Origin of the sequence: Herbiconiux liangxiaofengii, assembly GCF_041927335.1 — a bacterium.
GTDB classification, from domain to species: Bacteria; Actinomycetota; Actinomycetes; order Actinomycetales; family Microbacteriaceae; genus Herbiconiux; species Herbiconiux liangxiaofengii.
Window position 1 is genome coordinate 105835 of the sequence record NZ_JBHFHD010000008.1, and the last position, 19868, is coordinate 125702.

The 19868-nt window shown below is 68.1% G+C and carries 12 protein-coding genes; 3 read left to right on the forward strand and 9 right to left on the reverse strand.

Annotated elements, in window-relative coordinates:
- Positions 1–66: 66 nt before the first annotated feature.
- The 5 genes from ACEXOR_RS06900 to ACEXOR_RS06920 form a co-directional block, all read right to left on the reverse strand.
- Positions 67–5007, reverse strand: coding sequence for a family 43 glycosylhydrolase (locus tag ACEXOR_RS06900; RefSeq protein WP_374848730.1), 4941 nt, complete (start codon positions 5005–5007; stop codon positions 67–69).
- Between the two features lie 122 nt (positions 5008–5129).
- The gene (locus tag ACEXOR_RS06905) at positions 5130–6173 is read right to left on the reverse strand and encodes an ABC transporter permease subunit (RefSeq protein ID WP_374848732.1); all 1044 of its coding nucleotides are present in this window, start codon (positions 6171–6173) and stop codon (positions 5130–5132) included.
- The gene (locus tag ACEXOR_RS06910) at positions 6170–7270 is read right to left on the reverse strand and encodes an ABC transporter permease (protein WP_374848733.1); all 1101 of its coding nucleotides are present in this window, start codon (positions 7268–7270) and stop codon (positions 6170–6172) included. The genes ACEXOR_RS06905 and ACEXOR_RS06910 overlap by 4 nt, the downstream gene beginning before the upstream one ends.
- The gene (locus ACEXOR_RS06915) at positions 7267–8793 is read right to left on the reverse strand and encodes a sugar ABC transporter ATP-binding protein (protein WP_374848734.1); all 1527 of its coding nucleotides are present in this window, start codon (positions 8791–8793) and stop codon (positions 7267–7269) included. The genes ACEXOR_RS06910 and ACEXOR_RS06915 overlap by 4 nt, the downstream gene beginning before the upstream one ends.
- A gap of 132 nt (positions 8794–8925) precedes the next feature.
- Complete coding sequence (locus ACEXOR_RS06920; protein ID WP_374848736.1) at positions 8926–9924, reverse strand: ABC transporter substrate-binding protein; 999 nt, start codon at positions 9922–9924, stop codon at positions 8926–8928.
- 247 nt (positions 9925–10171) lie between these two features.
- Between ACEXOR_RS06920 and ACEXOR_RS06925 the strand changes: the two genes are divergently transcribed.
- Both ACEXOR_RS06925 and ACEXOR_RS06930 read left to right on the forward strand, forming a co-directional pair.
- The gene (locus ACEXOR_RS06925) at positions 10172–11773 is read left to right on the forward strand and encodes a sugar ABC transporter ATP-binding protein (RefSeq protein WP_374848737.1); all 1602 of its coding nucleotides are present in this window, start codon (positions 10172–10174) and stop codon (positions 11771–11773) included.
- 61 nt (positions 11774–11834) lie between these two features.
- The gene (locus tag ACEXOR_RS06930; protein ID WP_374848738.1) at positions 11835–12839 is read left to right on the forward strand and encodes a LacI family DNA-binding transcriptional regulator; all 1005 of its coding nucleotides are present in this window, start codon (positions 11835–11837) and stop codon (positions 12837–12839) included.
- Between the two features lie 56 nt (positions 12840–12895).
- On the opposite strand, the gene ACEXOR_RS06935 is transcribed toward ACEXOR_RS06930, so the two are convergent.
- The 4 genes from ACEXOR_RS06935 to ACEXOR_RS06950 form a co-directional block, all read right to left on the reverse strand.
- The gene (locus ACEXOR_RS06935; RefSeq protein WP_374849204.1) at positions 12896–14782 is read right to left on the reverse strand and encodes an ABC transporter ATP-binding protein; all 1887 of its coding nucleotides are present in this window, start codon (positions 14780–14782) and stop codon (positions 12896–12898) included.
- A 159-nt stretch (positions 14783–14941) separates the two neighbouring features.
- Positions 14942–15925 (reverse strand): carbohydrate ABC transporter permease, encoded by a 984-nt coding sequence (locus ACEXOR_RS06940; protein ID WP_374848739.1) that lies wholly within the window; start codon positions 15923–15925, stop codon positions 14942–14944.
- Positions 15922–17052 carry a carbohydrate ABC transporter permease gene (locus tag ACEXOR_RS06945; RefSeq protein WP_374848740.1) on the reverse strand — a complete coding sequence of 377 codons (1131 nt, stop codon included), beginning with the start codon at positions 17050–17052 and terminating at the stop codon, positions 15922–15924. The genes ACEXOR_RS06940 and ACEXOR_RS06945 overlap by 4 nt, the downstream gene beginning before the upstream one ends.
- 150 nt (positions 17053–17202) lie before the next feature.
- Positions 17203–18525: an ABC transporter substrate-binding protein gene (locus ACEXOR_RS06950; RefSeq protein ID WP_374848741.1), complete on the reverse strand. Its 1323-nt coding sequence runs from the start codon at positions 18523–18525 to the stop codon at positions 17203–17205.
- A 250-nt stretch (positions 18526–18775) separates the two neighbouring features.
- On the opposite strand from ACEXOR_RS06950, the gene ACEXOR_RS06955 reads away from it, so the two are divergent.
- Positions 18776–19798, forward strand: coding sequence for a LacI family DNA-binding transcriptional regulator (locus tag ACEXOR_RS06955; protein WP_374848742.1), 1023 nt, complete (start codon positions 18776–18778; stop codon positions 19796–19798).
- The last annotated feature ends 70 nt before the right edge of the window (positions 19799–19868 follow it).

Below are 19868 nucleotides of genomic sequence, written 5' to 3' on the forward strand. Positions count from 1 at the left end.
GGAAGGGGTTCTGGGCCCGCCCACCCGGTGGGGTGGGTGAGCGGGCCCAGGATCAGGGGATGCGGGTCAGCCGGCGCAGGGCTGGAGCTGCTCCACCGCGGGGCTCAGGGTGGCGGTGCCACCCAGGAGCGTGATCTGCTCCGCACCCAGGGCGGTGATCTGCTCCAGCGTCTCCGCCGGGATGCAGCTGCCCTGAACGGTGAACAGCGGGGCATCGATACGAGGGCCGAACGCGGAGCCCGAGAGGGCATCCGGGAAGCTCGAACCGGTCGTCAGCAGCACGTTCTTCGCCTCGGCGACGAAGTGGGCGTTGATCGCGCGGGATGCCGCGAACCGGTCCGCACCCCCCAACCGCACCGTCTCCGCAATCGCGGCCGCATCCGTCTGGATGCCCGCCGACACCGACGCGGTACCACCAGCGACAGCGATCTCGTCGACACCGAGATCGGTCAACAGCGACTTCGTCGCCGCATCCAGACCAGAAGCGCCACCGTTCACCAGGATCACCGGGCCGCGACCTGCGACCGCAGCACCCGCCGAGAGAGCATCCGGGAAGTTCAAGCCGGTAGCCAGAACCGCGACCTCGGCACCGTCAGGGAAGGCGTGCTCCGCGATGTTCCGCGACGCCTCGAACCGATCGGCGCCACCGATGCGGGTGACGGTGCCCAACTTCTTCAGCTCGGTCTCGACCGCAGCGCTGATGGTCTTCGGGCCACCCACGATCACGATGTCCGTGGCGCCCAGTCGCACGATCTCCTCGCGCACCGAGGCCGGGAGCGAACCCGACGTCGTCAGCAGGATCGGCGCGTCCGCGACCGCGGCCGCCGATGCGGCGGACAAGGCATCCGGGAACACCTCACCCGACGCGACATACACGGTGTCAGAACCCTCCGACCAACCGGCCTTCGACGTGTTCACCGACACCTCGAACCGATCCGCACCCGCGATCCGCTCCACTTCCGGATCGGCCGGCGGCGTCACGATCGTCTGCGGCGCCACGCTCTCCAGCGTGGGCGTCACGGGCTGCATGAGGCCGGTCGTCGGATCGAAGGTGAGCTTGTCGATGGTGGTCTCGCGGTGCTGGCCGTCGCCGCCCGGAATCGCGAAGCGGTGGTACACGATGTACCAGTCGTCGGTGCCCGGCACGTTCAGCACCGAGTTGTGCCCGGTGGCGAGGATGCCCTTCGAGGTGTCCTTCTGCAGGATGACCCCGCGGTAGGTCCACGGCCCGTCGACGCTCTCCGCCGTGGCGTAGCCCACCTTGTAGTTCTCCGAACCGGTGTCGTCGATCGAGTAGGTCAGGTGGTACAGACCGTCGCGGTAGTTCAGGAACGTGCCCTCGCGGAAGTCGGTCAGCCCGCTGATCTTCTTCAGCGTCGACGCCTTGATCGAGAGCATGTCGTCGGAGAGCTCCGCGTAGACGGGCGAGCCGTTGCCCCAGAAGAGGTAGTGCTTGCCGGTCTCCGGGTCGGTGAACGCCGCCGGGTCGATGGCCTGACCGGAGGTGACGGCCTCGTTGTTGAGGATCATCGCCTGCGGCTGCGCCACGAACGGCCCGGTGGGGCTGTCGGCCACGGCCACGCCGATGGTCTTGCGGTCGAGCGCGATGTTGTGACCGCTGAAGTAGAAGTAGTACTTGCCGTCCTTCTCCGCGATCGTGGGCGCCCAGGCGTTGCCCGCGGCCCACGGCACATCGCCGTTCGCGCCGTCCAGGGTGAGGATCGGCTCCTCCGACCTGGTCCAGTCGACGAGGTTCTTCGACGACCAGACGTAGAACTCCTTGCCGCCCCAGCCGGGGAAGCCGTCGGTGGTGGCGTACACGTAGTAGGTGTCGCCGAAGGCCACCACGTTCGGGTCGGCGTACAGCCCGGGGATGCTCGGGCTGCCCATGTCGACCGCCCGCAGCGTCCAGGTCACGGCTGCGCCGCCTCCGGGAGGCGTGAGAGTCACCGTGACCGGCTCGCGCAGGTCGACGGTGGTTCCGGATGCGGGGCTCGCCACGACACCGGCGGCGGTGGAGAACACCGGCGTGAGTGCGCTCCGGTCGGTGCCCGGCTTCACCGGGAAGGTGACCTCGCGCGCGGCGGAGTCGACGATCGGAGCGACCTTCAGCACGTCCTCCTCGAGCGTCACTCCGGCCAGGGCCGAGGTGTTGCCCGAGGCGGCCAGCACCTCGTCGGCCGACAGGGCCCGGTTGTAGATCGCGAACTCGCGGAACTTGCCCGAGAGCTTGCGGTCGGCGTCGTAGTTCGACCGGCCGAGGTAGTTCGCGGTGGTCGAGCCGCCGCCGATGTCCCCCGGGTCGGTGGTGACGGTTCCGGATGCGACGGCCAGGCCGTCGAGGTAGATGGTCGCGGTGGTGTCCTTAAGCACGTACGTGAGATGGGCCCAACGACCGCGGGGCAGGTTGCTGCCCTGCGACACCGTCTGCTCCGTCGTCCAGTTGCCGGTGGCGAGGCTGGTGCGGTACGCGTTGCCGGTGGTGAAGAGGTAGCCGTTGCCCGCACCCGAGACCGTGTTGCCGAGGCCGTAGATGAAGTAGGAGCCCGACTGGGAGTCGTCGATCCAGACATCCGCCTGCACCGTGGTGTCTTCGACACCGGAGAGCAGGTTGTCGGGCAGGTCGACGTAGTCGTCGGTGCCGTCCAGCTGCAGGGCTCCGTCGGCGAAGGTGGCGCCGCCCACGATGGTGCCGTCCTGGCCGTTGCCCGAGCGGTCGTGCAGCACGGTTCCCGAGCCGTCGGTGAAGTCGTAGCGCACGATCTCACCCTCCTCGTTGGCCGGAACGGGGGCCGGGCCCTCGCCGAGGCTCTCGAGCTCGGCCGCGGTCACCGGGATCACGGTGCCGTGACGGGGGCTGGCCGGCAGGTCGTAGTCGGCCGCCACCTTCCAGTCGGGGTTCGCGATGTCGGCGGTCTCCAGCGGGATGTAGCCGCGTCCGCCGTACTCGTCCACGAAGAGGTAGAACTTCGAGCCGTTGACGTCGCCCGGGTTCGCCTTGAAGGCCGTGGGGCCCTCGACGGCGCTGGTGCCGGCCTTCTTGCCGATGCAGCTGTCCACCATGGTCCACGACGGGAGCGTGGCGCGGAGGTCGGTCGAGGACTCCTGGATGATGTCGCTGCAGCCGGTGCCGGCCGCCCCCTCGTCCTTGGTGAAGCGGTAGTAGGTGTCGCTGTCCTTGATCACGGTGGAGTCGATGCGCGCCACACCCTGGTCCTGCCAGATCTCGGGCGTGGAGAAGGTCACGAAGTCGCGCGTGGTGGCGTACATCATGCGGTGGTAGCTGTTGCCGGTGTGACCGGGGTCGTCGTCGGCGTAGAGCGACGAGGCCCAGAACACCACGTAGGCGCCGATGGTGTCGTCGTAGTACGCCTCGGGCGCCCAGGTGTTGCCCGCGTTGTCGGGTGCCACCTTGACGTGCCGCTGTGCAGACCAGTTCTTCAGGTCGGTCGACTCCCACACCTCGATGTACTGGCTCCCCGTGCGCACGGAGTCACCCCAGGAGGTGCCGCTGCCGATGGAGAGGTCGGTGGCGATGAGGTAGAACTTGTCACCCTCGGGAGAGCGGATCAGGAACGGGTCGCGCAGGCCCTTGGTGCCCTCGTTCGAGGTGAGCACCGGCTGACCGCCGTTGAGCTCGCGCCAGTCGAGCGCGTTGTTGCCCTCGCTGGCGGCGAAGTAGATGTTCTCGCCGGCGAGGGAGTTGCCCGTGAAGTAGGCGAAGGCGTACCCCTCGTAGGCGCCGAGGTCGGCCGCCTTCTTGACCTTCGCGGTGAACTCGCGGGTGGCCACAGCGGCGCCCTTGGTGAGCGTGGCCGTGAGCACCACGTCCTGGTCGGCCGACGGCCGCACCACGACGCCGTCGGTCGCCACGACCGCGGGGGCCGACGACGTCCAGCTGATGGCGATGCCCGCGGGAGCCGCGGGGAGGGTGATGTTGCCGCGCACGTCGTCGAGCGTGGCGATGCTCAGTGCCGCCGCCGCGGTGTCGACGTCGTACTGGTCGCTCGGCTGGGCGACCACGGTCACGACGAAGTCGCGGGTGGTGCTGGCCGAACCGCGCGTCACGGTGGCGGTGAGGGTCACCGTGGCATCGGGCTGACCGGATGCCGGCCGGGTGACCGCACCCGCCGCCGAGATCACGGCCGGGGTGTCCGAGCTCCACGCGACGGCGGCACCGTTCGTGCCCGTCGTCGGGAGCGTGAGGTTCGACTGCACGGCCGAGAGGTCGCCGAGCGACAGAGCGGCCGCGTCCCGGCTCGCACGCAGGTCGTCCGTCGGCTGCAGGGCGGCCACCTCGTCGGCGGCGAGCGCCGTGTCGAAGATCTGGAAGTCGCGCACGCTGCCGGCCAGATAGCGGTCGGAGGCGTAGTTCGAGCGGCCGATGTAGTTCGACGTCGTCGTTCCGCCGCCGAGTTCACGCGGCTTGACGGTGACGCCGGTCTTCACGGCCACCTCGGCTCCGTCGAGGTAGATCCGCGCGGTGTCGGTGGCGTCGTCGAGCGTGTAGGTGAGCGTCTTCCAGACGCCGCGCTGCAGGTCGGCGTTGGAGTTCACGACCTGCTCGCCGCTCCAGTTGCCGGTGGTGATGCCGGCGCGGTAGGCGTTGCCGGTGGCGAAGAGGTACCCGGTGCCGGAGTTGCTCGTGGCCGGGTTGCCGAGTCCGAAGATGAAGTAGGGGGTGGCTTGGGTGGGCCGCACGAGCACCTCGGTGCTCACCGTGATGGAGTCGAGCCCGGCGAGGATGTTCGCGGGCAGGGCCACGTGGTCGTCGACCCCGTCGAGCGTGGCACCGGCGCCGCCGCCGAGAGCGGGAGCCCCCACGTAGCTGGCGTCGCGGCCGTTGCCCGAGCTGTCGAGGGCAGTGGTGCCCGTGGTCTCGTCGAGCGCGTAGTGCGCCACGAGGTGGTCGTCGGCCGCGGCGAACGCGGGGGTCGTCGCCAGGAGCGGCAGGGTCAGAGCCGCAGCGGTGGCGAGCACCAGCGACTTCAGAGGTACGTGTTTCATGGGTGGGATCTCTCCAGAATCGGCTTCATCGTCGAACGGGAATCAGGCATCCGGGGATGCCTGGGGGCGGGCCGAGCTCACGCAACGGCCCGCCTGGCGGTGGATCGGGTGTTCGGGTGGGGTCAGGTCTTGCGTTTACGGGAGACGACGAGTCGCTGCAGCAGCACGAACACCAGCAGGATCGCTCCGGTGATGATCGTGGTCGCCTCCGGGGGGATGCTTCCGTCGCGGGTGATCAGCACGTTCATCAGGCCCAGCACCAGGGCGCCCACCACCGAGCCCAGCACGAAGCCGGCGCCTCCGGTGAGCAGGGTGCCGCCGATGATCACCGCGGCGATCGCGTCGAGCTCCCAGCCGACCCCGGTGATGTTCTGCGCGATGCCGAGCTTCGAGGTGTACACCACGGCGGCGAGGCCGGCGAGGGTTCCGCTGATCACGTACACGATCAGCTTGGTGCGCACCACGGGCAGGCCCATCAGCAGCGCCGACTGCTCGGAGCCGCCGATCGCGTACACCGTGCGGCCGAGACGGGTGCGGTGCAGCACGAAGAAGGCAACGGCCACCACGAGCACCGCGATGATCACGTTGGGTGTGGTGATGAGGTCGTTGATCTTCGGGCCGTCGACCACGGTGATCTCGGTCGACAGCGTCCGGATGGGCGAGTCGTCGCCCAGACGCTCCGGAACGGTGCTGAGCATCGAGGCCAGGCCCCGGGCGAGGAACATCATCGCCAAGGTGGCGATGAACGGTTGTACGTTGAAGAACTGGATCAGGATGCCGGAGGCCACACCGAAGGCGGAGCCGATCAGGATCATCAGCACCACCACCACCGCCGGGTTCCAGCCGGCGTTCGCGAGCATCACGCCCACGAGACTGCTGATGGCGATCACGGCGCCCACCGAGAGGTCGACGCCTCCGGTGAGGATGACGAAGGTCAGTCCCACCGCGAGGATGATCAGGTACGCGTTGTTGATCAGCAGGTTGGAGATCGTGTTGAACTGCACGATCCGGCCGTAGGCGATCTCGCCGTAGACGATCATGGCGATGAAGATCACCACGGCCGCCAGCGTGGGCAGCGTCTCGAGGTTGGGCTTCAGTCGCGACAGCAGCGACGGGCGGGCGGGCGCTGACGGGCCCTGGGTGGGGCGATCGATGAGAGTGCTCATGCCGACACTGCTTCCTTTCGCGTCGAGGCGGGTTCGGAGGGGGTCGGGGCCGAGGGGGTCGACCGCGCCTTGCGCTGGGCGAACAGGGCCCGTACGCGCTGCGACTGCAGCAGGCAGATGATCACGATCACCGCGGCCTTGAAGGCCGGGGTGGCGGAGGAGGGGATGGAGAGGAACACGATCGTCTTGTCCAGCGTGGCGATCAGCAGGGCGCCGATCACACTGCCGGTGAGCGAGAACTTGCCGCCGGCGAGCGACGTGCCGCCGATCACCACGGCGAGGATCGCGTCCATCTCGGCCGAGAGCCCCGTCTTGGCCACCTCGACCGTCATCACGCTGGCCACACTGAAGATGCCCGCGATGCCCGCGAGCACCGCGCTCACGATGTAGACGGCGATCAGGATGCCGATCGGGCGGATGCCCGCCATCCTGGCGGCCTTCGGATTGATGCCGATCGACTCGATCATCAGGCCCAGGGCACTGCGGCGCACCAGCACCGCCACGATGGCCACGATCACGGCGGCGATCACGAACACCACCGGAAAGCCGAGAACGGTTCCGTTGGCGATCCAGCGGAAGGGCTCGTTCGTGGCGGAGGTGTTCTGCCCGGCGGTGATCACCTTGGCGAGCCCCCGGCCCGCCAGCATGGTGATCAGGGTGGTGATGAAGGGCTGGAGCCCCACCACCGACACCAGCACGCCGTTCACCGTTCCGAGCACGGCGCTGATGGCGAGCGCGAGGGCCGCGGCCCCGATCGCCGCCCCCGGGCTTCCGCCGGAGGTGCTCATGAACTCCATCGACACCGCACCGGATACCGCCATCACCGAGCCGACCGAGAGGTCGATGCCCCGGGTCGCGATCACGAGGGTCATGCCGATGGCGATCATCATGATGGGCGCACTGGCCCGCAGGATGTCGATGGCGTTGCCGGAGAGGTTGCCGGTGGTGGAGTTGACCGAGATGCCGAGGTAGCTCGGGTCTTTGATCAGGTTGATCACGATCAGCAGCAGGAGGGCGACCACCGCCCAGATGTAGGGCTGGTGGATGATCTTGGCCACGACGGAGTCGCCGGCGGGCCGTGCGGACGCCTTGCTCATGCGACGCTCCCTTCGGTTGCGATGAGGTCGACGATGGTGTCGGCCGTGACATCCGGCCCGTTCACGATCTCGCCGATCTTGCGGTGGTCCTTCAGAACGACGATGCGCTCGCTGAGACGCACCACCTCCTCGAGCTCGGAGGAGATGAACACCACCGACATGCCGTCCTCGGCGAGCGTGGCGATCGCCTCCTGGATCTCGGCCTTGGCGCCGATGTCGATTCCGCGGGTGGGCTCGTCGAGCACGATCAGCTCGGGATTGGTGGCCAGCCACCGGCCGAGCAGCACCTTCTGCTGGTTTCCGCCGGAGAGGTTCTTGATGGGGCGCTCGGGGTCGGCCGGACGCACGTTCAGCTCCACGAGGTACTTGTCGCAGAGCTCCTTCTGCTCGCGCTTGGAGAGCGGGCGCGCCCAGCCCCGGCGGGCCTGCACGGCCAGCACCAGGTTCTCGCGAACGCTGAGGTCGCCGATGATGCCCTCGTCGCGACGGTTCTCGGTCGAGAACGCGATCTTCTTCGACAGGCCGGCGGTGGGGCTGTGCACCTCGGTGGTGATTCCGGCGATGCGCACCTCGCCGCTGTCGGGCCGGTCGGCGCCGTAGATCAGGCGGCCGAGTTCGGTGCGACCCGAGCCGAGCAGCCCGGCGAGGCCCACCACCTCACCCTTGTGCACCTCGATGTCGACGGGCTCGATCGAGCCCTTCCGGCCGAGGTCGGTGGCCTTGTAGAAGGGTTCGGCGGTGGCGTCCACCGTGCGACCGCGGTTCGAGCCGAGGGCCGCGAGGGTGCCGAAGTCCTTGCCGATCATCTTCGAGATGAGCTGGGTGCGATTGAGTTCGGGGGTCATGTACTCGCCCACGTACTCGCCGTTGCGCAGCACCGTGAGACGGTCGCTGATCGCGTAGACCTGGTCGAGGAAGTGCGAGACGAAGAGGATGGCGACGCCCTGGTCGCGCAGCCGGCGCATCACGCCGAACAGTCCTTCGACCTCGTTGGCATCCAGGCTCGACGTGGGCTCGTCGAGGATGAGCACCTTCGACTTGGTCACCATGGCGCGGCTGATGGCCACCAGCTGCTGCAGCGCGAGGGAGATGCTCGAGAGCGGGGCCTTCGGGTCGATGTCGCCGAGGCCGAGGCCCACGAGGGCTTCGTGCGCGGCCTCGTTGGTCTTCTTCCAGTTGATGCCGAAGGGGCCGCGGATCTCATGACCCAGCATCACGTTCTCACCGACGGTGAGGTTGTCGCAGAGGTTGACCTCCTGGTACACCGTCGAGATGCCGGCGTTCTGCGCATCCGCCGTGCCGGTGAACGACCGAGGGCCGCCGGCGACGCGGATGGTGCCGGAGTCGATCTTGTAGACGCCCGTGAGCGCCTTGATCAGCGTCGACTTGCCGGCGCCGTTCTCACCCATGAGGGTGTGCACCTCGCCGGGGAAGAGGCGGAAGTTCACGTTCTGGAGCGCCTTGACGCCCGGGAACTCGATCGAGATGGCCTCCATCTCGACGATGGGCTCTGTGCCTGCCATGTCTGCCTGGTCGTTCTGCCGGGTACCCGGCGTCGTCGATGGGTGGTGCGGAGCACCGCGTCGGACGCGGCTGCCGCCGTGGCCTCAGCCGGCCTGCGCACGAGGCGGCAGGCCGGCTGAGGCGAGGGTGGATCAGTACAGACGGGTGGGGAGCGCCTCGGTCGCCGCTTCGGGCGAGTCGAAGGTGACGCTCGGAACCACGATGTCGCTCTCGACGGTCTCGCCGGCCAGAGCCGACTTGACCACGTCGATGGCCGTGTCACCGAACAGCGGGTTGTACTCGGCGACGAAGCTCAGCTTGCCGGCGGCGAGGGCCTCGAGAGCCGGCTTGGTGCCGTCGATCGTGATGATCTTCACGTCGGTGCCGGGCTTCAGGCCCGCCTCTTCCACGGCGAGCACGGCGCCGAGGCCCATCTCGTCGTTCTGTGCGAAGACCAGCTGCACGTCGTTGTTGTTCGCCTTCAGGATGGTCTCGAAGACGCTCTTGGCCTCTTCGGTCGACCAGTTCGCCGACTGCGACTCGAGCTTCTTCAGGTTCGGGGCGATCGACTCGTCCCAACCCTCGTTGCGGTCGTTCACGACCGAGAGGCCGGGAGGGCCCTCGAGCACGACGTAGTTGGCGCCGTCGGGGAACTGGCTGTTCGCCCACTCGGCGGCCGAGGCGCTGATGCCGACGTTGTCGGGCGCGATGTGGCTGGTGTAGAGCTCGGTGTCATTCGGCTCGATGCCGCGGTCCAGCAGCACGACCGGGATCTCGGCCTCCTGGGCACGCTCGAGCACGCTCTCCCAGCCGGTCGCCTCCGTGGCCGACAGCAGGATGGCGTCGACACCCTCGTCGATGAACGAGGTGAACGCGGTGATCTGCGAGTTCTGGTCACCGTTGGAGGCGGGGGCGTACTTGAGGTCGAAGCCGTTCTCCTTCGAGAACGAGTCCTGGATGTTCTGCTCGTTGGCGGTACGCCATCCACCCTCAGGGCCCACGGCGACGAAGCCGATGGTGGTGAGGTCACCCTCGCCGCCGCTTCCGCTGTCGGCGGTGTCGGATCCGCCCGAGCAGGCGGTGACGCCGAGAGCGAGGGCTCCGACGAGGGCGATTCCGGCGACTGCCCGGAACGATGCTGTGCGGGACATTGATCTCCTCCTTGAGATCCGCCCTCCGAATTCGGAGCGGCGGGACGAAACTGTGGTGCGGGTACGTCGGCCCGGTGCTAATTGTTAGCGCTCATATTTGCCGACCCGTGAACAGTCCCATGCTGAGCGAAAGCTGTCAAGTCTCAGTTTGATCACGCGTCATTCCGCGGATTCTGTGCCAGAATCCCCCGCCGAGGCGGCTTGCACCCGGTGAATGTGAGCCGTAACATTCAACAATGCCGTCACCGTGGGACTGTTGATCGTGCCGTCGATCGCGCCCATCGTCGAACTGCAGCAGGTCTCGATCAGGTTCGGCCGGGCGCAGGCACTCGACAACGTCGACTTCCGCCTCTTCCCCGGCGAGGTGCACGCCCTCATCGGCGAGAACGGCGCGGGCAAGTCCACGCTCATCAAGGCGCTCACGGGGGTGACGCCCATCGACGACGGGCGCATCCTGCTGGATGGGCATCCGGTGTCGTTCTCGGGCGTGGCCGACGCCCAGTCGGCCGGCATCAGCACCGTGTTCCAGGAGATCAACCTGCTGCCCAACCTCTCGGTGGCCGAGAACGTGATGCTCGGGCGCGAGCCGCGCCGGCGCTTCGGCGGCATCGACTGGCGGGCCATGCGGGCCCGTACCGTCGAGCTGCTCGAACTCATGCGGCTCGACATCGACCCCTCCTCGCCGCTCGCCGATCACTCCACGGCCGTTCAGCAGCTCATCGCCATCACCCGGGCCGTCTCGGTGAAGACGCGGGTGCTCATCCTCGACGAGCCCACCTCGAGCCTCGACAACGACGAGGTCACCGAGCTCTTCCGCGTCATCCAGCTGCTGAAGGCCGACGGTGTGGCCATCGTGTTCATCTCCCACTTCCTCGACCAGGTCTACGAGATCTCAGACCGGCTCACCGTGCTGCGGGAGGGCCGCCTGGTGGGCGAGTACCTGCCGAACGAGCTGCTGCGCATCGACCTCGTGCAGAAGATGATCGGAAAAGACCTCGACGCCCTCGACGACATCCGTCAACGCATCGAGGCCAGCGGGCCGGGCGATGCGCTCGACGACGAGCTGCCCCTGCTCGCCGCGATCGGTCTCGGCCGCGACGGCGCGATCGAGCCGTTCGACCTGCGGGTCTACGAGGGCGAGATCATCGGCATCGCCGGGCTGCTGGGCTCGGGGCGCACCGAGCTGGCGCGCCTGCTGACCGGGGTCGACCGGGCCGACACGGGGTCGATCACCGTCGAAGGGCGCTCGCGGCGGCTGCCGTCTCCGCGGGCCGCCCTTCGGCGCCGCATCGCCTACGCCTCGGAGAACCGGCGCACCGAGGGCATCATCGGCGACCTGTCGGTGCGCGACAACCTCGCCCTCGCGCTGCAGGCGAGTCTCGGCTGGTTCCGGCCGATGTCCCGCCGCCACAAGGACGAACTGGCCGCGAGTTACATCCAGTCGATGGACATCCGGCCGAACGACCCGGGCGCGCTGATGAAGAACCTCTCCGGGGGCAACCAGCAGAAGGTGCTCCTGGCGCGCTGGCTCGCCATCGCACCCCGGCTGCTGGTGCTCGACGAGCCCACCCGCGGCATCGACATCGGCGCCAAGGCCGACATCCAGAAGCTCGTCACCGACCTGGCCGAGAACGGCCTCTCGGTCGTGTTCATCTCGGCCGAGCTGGAGGAGGTGCTGCGCATCAGCCACCGTGTCACGGTGCTGCGCGACCATCGGATGATCGCCGACCTGCCCAACCACGACCTCACGGTCGCCGCGCTGCTCGCCGCCATCGCCGACGGGCCAGACGAGGGCGACCCTGGAGGATCGGGCGGGTCCACCACGATAGAGTCTGGCGACAACGCATGATCCCATCGTTGCTCTGCTCGCCGGAGGGGGCACGTTGATGGCCGACGGCACTCCTCGTCAGGTGACCATCTTCGATGTCGCACGCCTGGCCGGCGTCTCGCACCAGACGGTGTCCCGCGTGCTGAACGACCTGCCGAACGTGCGGCCCGCCACGAAGGCGCGAGTGCAGGATGCGATCAAGAAACTCCGCTACGTGCCCTCCCCCGCCGCCCGGGCGCTGGTCACCCGGCGCTCGCGCACGATCGGCCTCGTCACCACCGGCGGCACCGAGTTCGGGCCGTCGTCGACGGTGCTCTACTTCAACGCGGCCGCCCGCGACGCCCGCTGGTCGGTGTTCACCGCCAACATGGTCGACGGCGATCCGGCCGCCGTGCGCTCGGCGGTCGAGGCGTTCCTGCGCCAGAACGTCGAGGGCATCGGTGTCATCAGCGGCCACCAGGGGGTGACGGATGCGGTGGTCGGCATGGAGCTGACCGTCCCGCTGGTCATCCTCCGGTCCACCTCGCAGCCAGGCCTCCTCACCGTCGGTGCAGACCAGTACGGGGCCGCCCGCGCGGCCGTACGACACCTGATCGGGCTCGGCCACCGCACCATCGCCCATCTGGCGGGCCCGCCCGACTCGGCCGACGCCCGCGAGCGCGAGCGCGGCTGGCGCGATGAACTGGCGGCCGGCGGGCTCGCCGCGAACGTGCTCGGGGTGGGCGACTGGACCCCGGCGGCCGGCTACGACCTCGGGTCCCGCTTCGACGGCGAGCGCGTGTCGGCCGTCTTCGCCGCCAACGACCAGATGGCCCTCGGTCTCATGCACGCCCTCTCCGACAAAGGCCTCCGCGTGCCGGACGACGTGAGCATCGTGGGCTTCGACGACATCCCGGAGGCGGCCCATTTCGCGCCACCGCTCACCACCCTGCGGCAGGACTTCCGGCGCCTCGGCCACGACATGCTGAGCACGTTGCTCGCGCGCATCGAGGTGGGCGACAGCGACCCCATCGAGGTGCAGCAGCCGCAGCTCGTGGTGCGCGCCTCCACCCGGGCCGTCAGCCGGCTGGCGGCCACGCCGCGCTGACCCGCCCGTCGCCCGCGGCGACGTCGATGGCGACGCCGCCGCTCGCCGCTATGCCGCTATGCCGACGTCAGCTGCTGCGCGTACAGCGCCGCGTACGCCCCGCCGCGCCCGAGCAGCTCCTCGTGCGTGCCCGACTCCACGATCCGCCCCGCGTCGACCACGTGGATCACGTCGGCGTGCACGATGGTCGACAGTCGGTGCGCGATCGCGATCGTCGTGCGGCCGCGCGCCGCGGTGTCCAGCGCATCCTGCACCACCCGCTCCGAGATCGAGTCCAGGGCGCTGGTGGCCTCGTCGAGGATCAGCACGGCCGGGTCTTTCAGCAGTACCCGCGCGATGGCGATGCGCTGCTTCTCGCCGCCCGACAACCGGTATCCGCGCTCACCCACCATGGTGTCGTACCCGGCGGGGAAGCTCATGATGCGCTCGTGGATGTTCGCCTTGCGCGCCGCCTCCACGAGCTCCTCGTGGCTCGCCTCGGGCCGGGCGTAGCGCAGGTTCTCGGCGATCGTGGCGTGGAACAGGTAGGTCTCCTGACTCACGATGCCCAGCCGCGCGATCAGCGACTCGTGCCTGAGTTCCCGCACGTCGACCCCGTCGACACGAACGCTCCCCCCGCTGGCCTCGTAGAGGCGCGGCACGAGGTACGACACCGTGGTCTTGCCGGCACCCGAGGGGCCCACGAAGGCGGCGAACTGGCCGGGTTCCACCGTGAACGACACCCGGTCGAGGGTGGGATGCTCGGGCTCGCCGTCGGGGTACACGAACGTCACGTCGTCGAACTGCACCCGGCCTGCGGTGCGGCCCTGCGGGAGGTCCACCGCATCCGGAGCGTCGACGATCGCGGGCTTCAGGTCGAGGTACTCGAAGATGCGGGCGAACAGCGCGCCCGAGGTCTGCAGGTCGAGACCCACGCGCATCAGGCCGAGGAGCGGCCACATCAGCCGGGCCTGCACGGTCGTGAAGGCCACGATGGTGCCCGCGGTCACGTCGACCCCACCCGCGATGAGGTAGCCCGACACCAGGTACACCACGGCCGGCACCACCGAGAGCACGATCGTGACGATGGCGAAGAACCACTGGCCGCTCATCTGCTGGCGCACCTGCAGCGAGATCTGGTTCTCGTTCTCGGCCGAGTAGCGGTCGATCTCGGCGCCCTGCCGGTTGAAGCTCTTCGCCAGCAGGATGCCGGAGACGCTCAGCGTCTCCTGGGTGATGGCCGTCATGTCCGAGAGCGACTCCTGCGTCTTCGCGGCGATGCGCGCGCGCACCTGACCCACCCGGCGCTGGGCGAGCACGAGCAGCGGCATCAGCACCACGGCCACCAGGGTGAGCTGCCAGCTCAGCAGCAGCATGGCCACGAGCGCGGCGATCACCGTGACGGTGTTGCCCAGCACGCTCGAGACCGTGTTGGTGAGCACGTTGGCCACGCCGCCCACGTCGTTCTGCAGCCGCGACTGGATGATGCCGGTCTTCGTGCGGGTGAAGAACGCCAGCTCCATGCGCTGCAGGTGGCTGAACAGCCGGATGCGCAGATCGCCCATCACGCTGTTGCCCACCCGGGCGGTGAGGTACGTCTGCCACACCCCGAGCGCGGCCGACACGATCCAGATGAACACCATCAGGCCCACCAGCTCGAACAGCACCGGGATGTTCGGGCCTCCCGAGGGGAAGAGCCCCTCGTCGAAGGCCTGCTGGGTGAGCAGCGGCGGCAGCACGGTGAGGGCCGCCCCGATGAGCACGAGCACCGCCGTGACCACGAGCGCCCGCCGGTACGGCCGGAACAGCTCGGCGATGCGGTGCAGCAGGTTCGGGATGCGCGGGGCCTCGGCGTTCGCGGCCCGTTGCGCCTCGGTGTCGCCCCGCGAGACGCGGCCACCCCCGCCGCCACCACCAGGGCGCGAACCGCCGCGCATGCCTCCCGAGGCCGCCACCTCACCCATCCGGCTCATCCAGACCTCCAGTTCCGGTGTCGACAGTACGCCTGGCCGCCGACCCCGCCGCCCCATTCCTCCACGGGCGAAACCACCGGCCCGCGCACGCGGAACGGCCGCCGAGCTCCCTGGGGAACCGGCGGCCGTTCGGCGTGCGTGACGACCGGGTCAGCCCTTCGTGGAACCCGCCAGCAGGCCCCGCACGAAGAACCGCTGCAGGGCGAAGAACACGATCAGCGGCACGATGATGGCCACGAACGCCCCCGCCGTGAGCAGGTACCAGTCCTGACCGCGCGAGCCCGTGATCTCGGCCAGCAGCTTCGTGATCGGAGCCACCCCGCCGTCGGCGAAGATGAGCGCCACCAGCAGGTCGTTCCACACCCAGAGGAACTGGAAGATCGCGAACGACGCCAGCGCCGGCATGGTGAGCGGCAGGATGATGCGGAAGAAGATCTGCCCATGACCGGCGCCGTCGACCCGTGCCGCCTCGATCACCTCGCGCGGGATCTCCGAGACGAAGTTGTGCAGCAGGAAGATCGCCAGCGGCAGCGCGAAGATCGTGTGCGCGATCCAGACCTGCGAGAACGTGCCGTTCGAGGGGATGCCGGCGAAGATCCAGTCGTCGCCCACCGCGATACCCCGCGAGAACAGGCTGAGCAGCGGAACGAGCGCCATCTGGATGGGCACGATCTGCAGCGCGAAGACGCCGATGAACAGCCAGTCCTTGCCCTTGAAGTCGATCCACGCGAAGGCGTACGCGGCCAGCGCCGCGATCACCAGCGGGATGAGGGTGGCCGGGATGGTGATGGCGATCGAGTTCACGAACGACGAGGCGATGGTGACCGAGGAGTTTCCCGAGCCCAGCACCTCGACGTAGTTGTCGATCGTGAAGCCCCAGTTGTCGAAGATCGTCCACCAGCCGGAGGTCTGGATGTCGTTGCGCTCGCGGAACGACGAGATCAACAGCCCGAAGGTCGGGATCGTCCAGATGACGGCGATGATCAGGGCCGCGACGGTGGCGCCCCGGCTGGTGAGCCGGCGCTTGGTGCGCTTGGTCACCGTCTCGTCGCGCTCGATCGCGCGCTCGCCCGCCTTGAGCTGCTTCTCGGTGGCTTTGTCGACCGGCAGGTCGATCGGCTGCACGGCGCTCATCGGATCTCCCTCTGCTTCTTGATCTGCCTGGCGTTGTAGATGACGATCGGCATCACCAGGATGAAGAGGATGACGGCGAAGGCCGCCGACCGCCCGTACTCGAAGTTCTTGAACTGGGTGTACATCTCGTTCGCCAGCACGCTGGTCTCGTTGGCGCCCGCGGTCATGGTGCGCACGATGTCGAACACCTTCAGCGACGCGATCGAGATGGTGGTCAGCACCACCACCAGCGACGAACGGATGCCCGGCACAGTCACGTTAGTGAACCGCTGCCAGGCGTTGGTGCCGTCGAGCTCAGCGGCCTCGAGCTGCTCGGCCGGAACACCCTTGATGGCGGCCGAGAGGATCACCATCGCGAAACCGGTCTGGATCCAGATGAGCACCACGATCAGGAAGAAGGTGTTCCACGGCGACTCCTGGAGCCATTGCACGGGCTGACCGCCGAGCCACACCACCACCTGGTTCAGCAGGCCGATCTGGCTCTGGTCGTCGGGCCGGTAGGTGTACACGAACCGCCAGATGATCGACGCCCCCACGAAGGAGATGGCCATCGGCATGAACACGAGGATCTTGAAGAACTTCTCGCCACGGCTCTTGTCGATGAACACCGCGTAGGCGAGACCGAAGATGGTGGAGGCGATCGGCACCACGAGCACCCAGATGATGGTGTTCAGGATGACGCGCAGGTTCTGCGGGTTGGTGAGCACCCAGGCGAAGTTGTCGAGCCCGACGAAGTTGCCCCGGCTGGAGAACAGCGAGTCGATCGCCGTCTTCACGGTGGGGTAGATGAGCCCGATCACCAGCAGGATGATCGCGGGGGCCAGGAAGCCGAAGAGCTGGAAGAGATACCCGGCGCCCTGCGAGGAGCGCTTGTCGAGCCAGAAGAACAGCAGGCCCAGAGCCGCGGCGATGAGCGCCGCCCACCACACCGATCCCACGAGCACGAGGGCCAGGAACGGGGCGGCCACGCAGACCGCGAGGCGGATGATCGTGTACCGGCGGCCGGTGCGGGGCGCGATCTCCACGAAGAAGAGGATCAGCGCGACGACGGCGCCGAACGCGATGAGGACGATGGGGATCTGCGCCAACGCGGGCAGCTTCCCCACCCAGAGAAGGAAATCGGACATGAAAACCTTTCGAGTGCGACTCTGAACTCAGGAACGGTCCGGTGCCCGAGGCGCCGTGAGGACACCGTAGCACCAGGCTGCAACGAGGCCGCCCGAAGGATTCCGGGCGGCCTCATCGCGACCGTTCGATCTATGGATGGACCGTTCGACCTATTCGGTCGGCCAGCCACCCTCGATTGACGTGAGCACTTCCTCCTGGGGAGTGCCGTTGATCCAGTCGACCATGCCCTTCCAGAAGGTTCCGGCGCCGACGGCACCGGGCATCAGGTCGGAGGCGTCGAACCGGAACGTGGTCTTGTCGTCCTGGAGGATGCCGATGGCCTGCTGCAGGATGGGGCTCTGCGCGTTCTTGGCGTCGAGGCCCTTGTTCGCGGAGATCACACCACCCAGCGACACGCGGCTGTTCGCCCACTCGGGGCTGGAGAGGTACTCCTGCACCTTCACGGTGTCGGCGTCGTTGGAGAAGGCTCCGACGATCTCGCCACCACCGGTGACGGCGGTCTCACCCTCGTTGACGGCCGGGGTCACGAAGGCCCAGATGTCGGCGTCGGGGCCCACGGTCGCACCGGCGTCGGTGAGGAAGCCGTCGAAGAACGAGGCCTGGTGGGTGAGGGCGCAGCTGCCGTCGGCCATGGCGTTCGCCACGTCGCCGAAGGCGGTCGCGTTGATCGACTTGACGTCACCGAAACCGGCGTTGACGTAGCTCGGGTTGAGCAGGATGTCGCCCACCGAGGTGAACGCGTCGCTGATGGCGGGGTCGGTGAACTTGACCTCGTTCTTCACCCACTGGTCGTAGACGTCGGGGCCCGACTGACGCAGCACCAGGTCTTCGACCCAGTCGGTGCCCGGCCAGCCGGTGGCGTCGCCCGAGCCGAAGCCGGCACACCAGGGAGCCTTGCCGAGCGTGCCCTGCATCGTGGCGGTGAGGTCGACCATCTCCTGGTACGTCTTCGGCACCTCCCAGCCGTTGTCGGCGAACTGCTTGGGCGAGTACCAGACGAAGCCCTTCACGCTGGCCATCAACGGAGCGCCGTAGAACGTGTCGTCGACCGTGCCGTAGGCCTTCCAGTCGGTGGACCAGTACTCGTCGACGTTCTTCTCCACGCCCTCAGGGGCCTTCTGGATGAAGCCGCGCGAGGCGAGGTCGGCGAGCAGACCCGGCTGCGGGAAGATCGCGAGGTCGGGCGGGTTTCCACCCTGCGCACGGATGCCGATCTGGGACTCGAACTCCTTCGACGACTCGTACTGGATGTCGATGTTGTTCTCTTTCTCCCAGTCCGCCCAGGACTGTTCGAGAAGCTCCGCCTCGGTGTCGGCGATGGTGCCGTAGACGGTGACGACGCCGTCGGCCTCGCCCGCCTCACCGCTGGACGCGCCGCCGCCGGCACCGCCGGAGCAGCCGACGAGAGCCAGGCCGAGGCCTGTTGCGAGAGCGATGGGTGCTGTGACACGGCGGTTCAGAAGTGACCGCATTTCTCCTCCTCATTGAGTTTGTACGCCCCGTTGTGGTGCCTTCGGTGGCGCGTGTAGGGAAACCTTTCCATAACTCACCCGAAATGACAAGCTTCCGTGACGATGTCTCGACAAGGTAACGATTCGTTCGGAGAGAGCGCTCTCACGTTATCAGTTGGCGGAGGATTTGGGCAACATTTCTTCGTCGACCGTCGCTCTGAGGCACTAGGATTCTGGAAGCGTTTGCACACGACAAGACGAGGAGGTCATCGTGTCGGGTATCGAAGACGTGGCGACTCTCGCCGGAGTGTCGAAGGCCACGGTGTCGCGCGCGTTGAGCGGGCGGGGCTACGTCTCCGCCGAGACCCGGATGCGGGTGTCCGCCGCGGCGGCCACCCTCGGCTACGTGGTCTCCTCGAGCGCGTCGAGCCTCGTCACCGGCCGCACCAACAACGTCGGGGTGATCATCCCCGAGATCAACCAGTGGTTCTTCGGCAGCATCATCGAGGGCGTCGAGCGCGCCCTCCTCGACCGGGGCTACGACCTGATGCTCTACAACACCACCAAGTCGGTGGAGGAACGCAGTCGCGTCTTCGAGTACTTCCTCGTGCGCAAACGCGTCGACGCAGTGATCGCGGTCACCCTCGAGATCACCGCCGCCGAGGCCGAACGGCTGCTCGCACTGGGCAAGCCGATCGCCGGCATCGGCGGGCCGCTGGAGGGCATCCCCACTCTCAGCATCGACGACGTCGAGGCCGCGAGGCTCGCCACCGAGCACCTCTTGCTGCTCGGCCATCGCCACATCGTGCACGTGGGCGGAGACATCGACGAGCAGATGGACTTCCACGTGCACTCCAAGCGCCTGCGCGGCTTCCAGGAGGCTCTGGCCGCGGCCGGCATCGCCTACGACGCCGACTCGCACGTGGCCACGCCCTTCGACATCCCCGGCGGCTACCGCGTGGGCAAGCAGCTGCTCGGCGATCCGCGTCGGCGCCCCACCGCCGTCTTCGCCGCGAGCGACGAGGTGGGTATCGGCGTCATCCTGGCCGCTCGCGAGCTCGGGCTCTCCGTTCCGGAAGACCTCTCGGTGATCGGCATCGACGATCATCCGCTGAGCGAGATGTTCGGGGTCACCTCGATCGGCCAGCGACCCGATCTGCAGGGCGAACAGGCCGTGGGCTGGGTCATCCGGCAGCTGGAGGAGCCGGGCTGGCGGCCACCGTCGCGCCACACGTTCGTACCGGCCCGCCTGATCATGCGCTCCTCGACGGCTCCCTCTCGCCCCCGGGGTTGACCGGCCGTCGCGTGCGACGGAGTTCCGCCCGGCATCCCTCGAACGACGGATGCTGGCACCGTATCCCGCG

Coding starts and splice junctions, on each gene's coding strand:
- ACEXOR_RS06920 (WP_374848736.1), bottom strand. CDS start 9,924: ATGTCCCGCACAGCATCGTTCCGGGCAGTCGCCGGAATCGCCCTCGTC.
- ACEXOR_RS06900 (WP_374848730.1), bottom strand. CDS start 5,007: ATGAAACACGTACCTCTGAAGTCGCTGGTGCTCGCCACCGCTGCGGCT.
- ACEXOR_RS06940 (WP_374848739.1), bottom strand. CDS start 15,925: ATGAGCGCCGTGCAGCCGATCGACCTGCCGGTCGACAAAGCCACCGAG.
- ACEXOR_RS06950 (WP_374848741.1), bottom strand. CDS start 18,525: ATGCGGTCACTTCTGAACCGCCGTGTCACAGCACCCATCGCTCTCGCA.
- ACEXOR_RS06945 (WP_374848740.1), bottom strand. CDS start 17,052: ATGTCCGATTTCCTTCTCTGGGTGGGGAAGCTGCCCGCGTTGGCGCAG.
- ACEXOR_RS06905 (WP_374848732.1), bottom strand. CDS start 6,173: ATGAGCACTCTCATCGATCGCCCCACCCAGGGCCCGTCAGCGCCCGCC.
- ACEXOR_RS06910 (WP_374848733.1), bottom strand. CDS start 7,270: ATGAGCAAGGCGTCCGCACGGCCCGCCGGCGACTCCGTCGTGGCCAAG.
- ACEXOR_RS06935 (WP_374849204.1), bottom strand. CDS start 14,782: ATGGGTGAGGTGGCGGCCTCGGGAGGCATGCGCGGCGGTTCGCGCCCT.
- ACEXOR_RS06915 (WP_374848734.1), bottom strand. CDS start 8,793: ATGGCAGGCACAGAGCCCATCGTCGAGATGGAGGCCATCTCGATCGAG.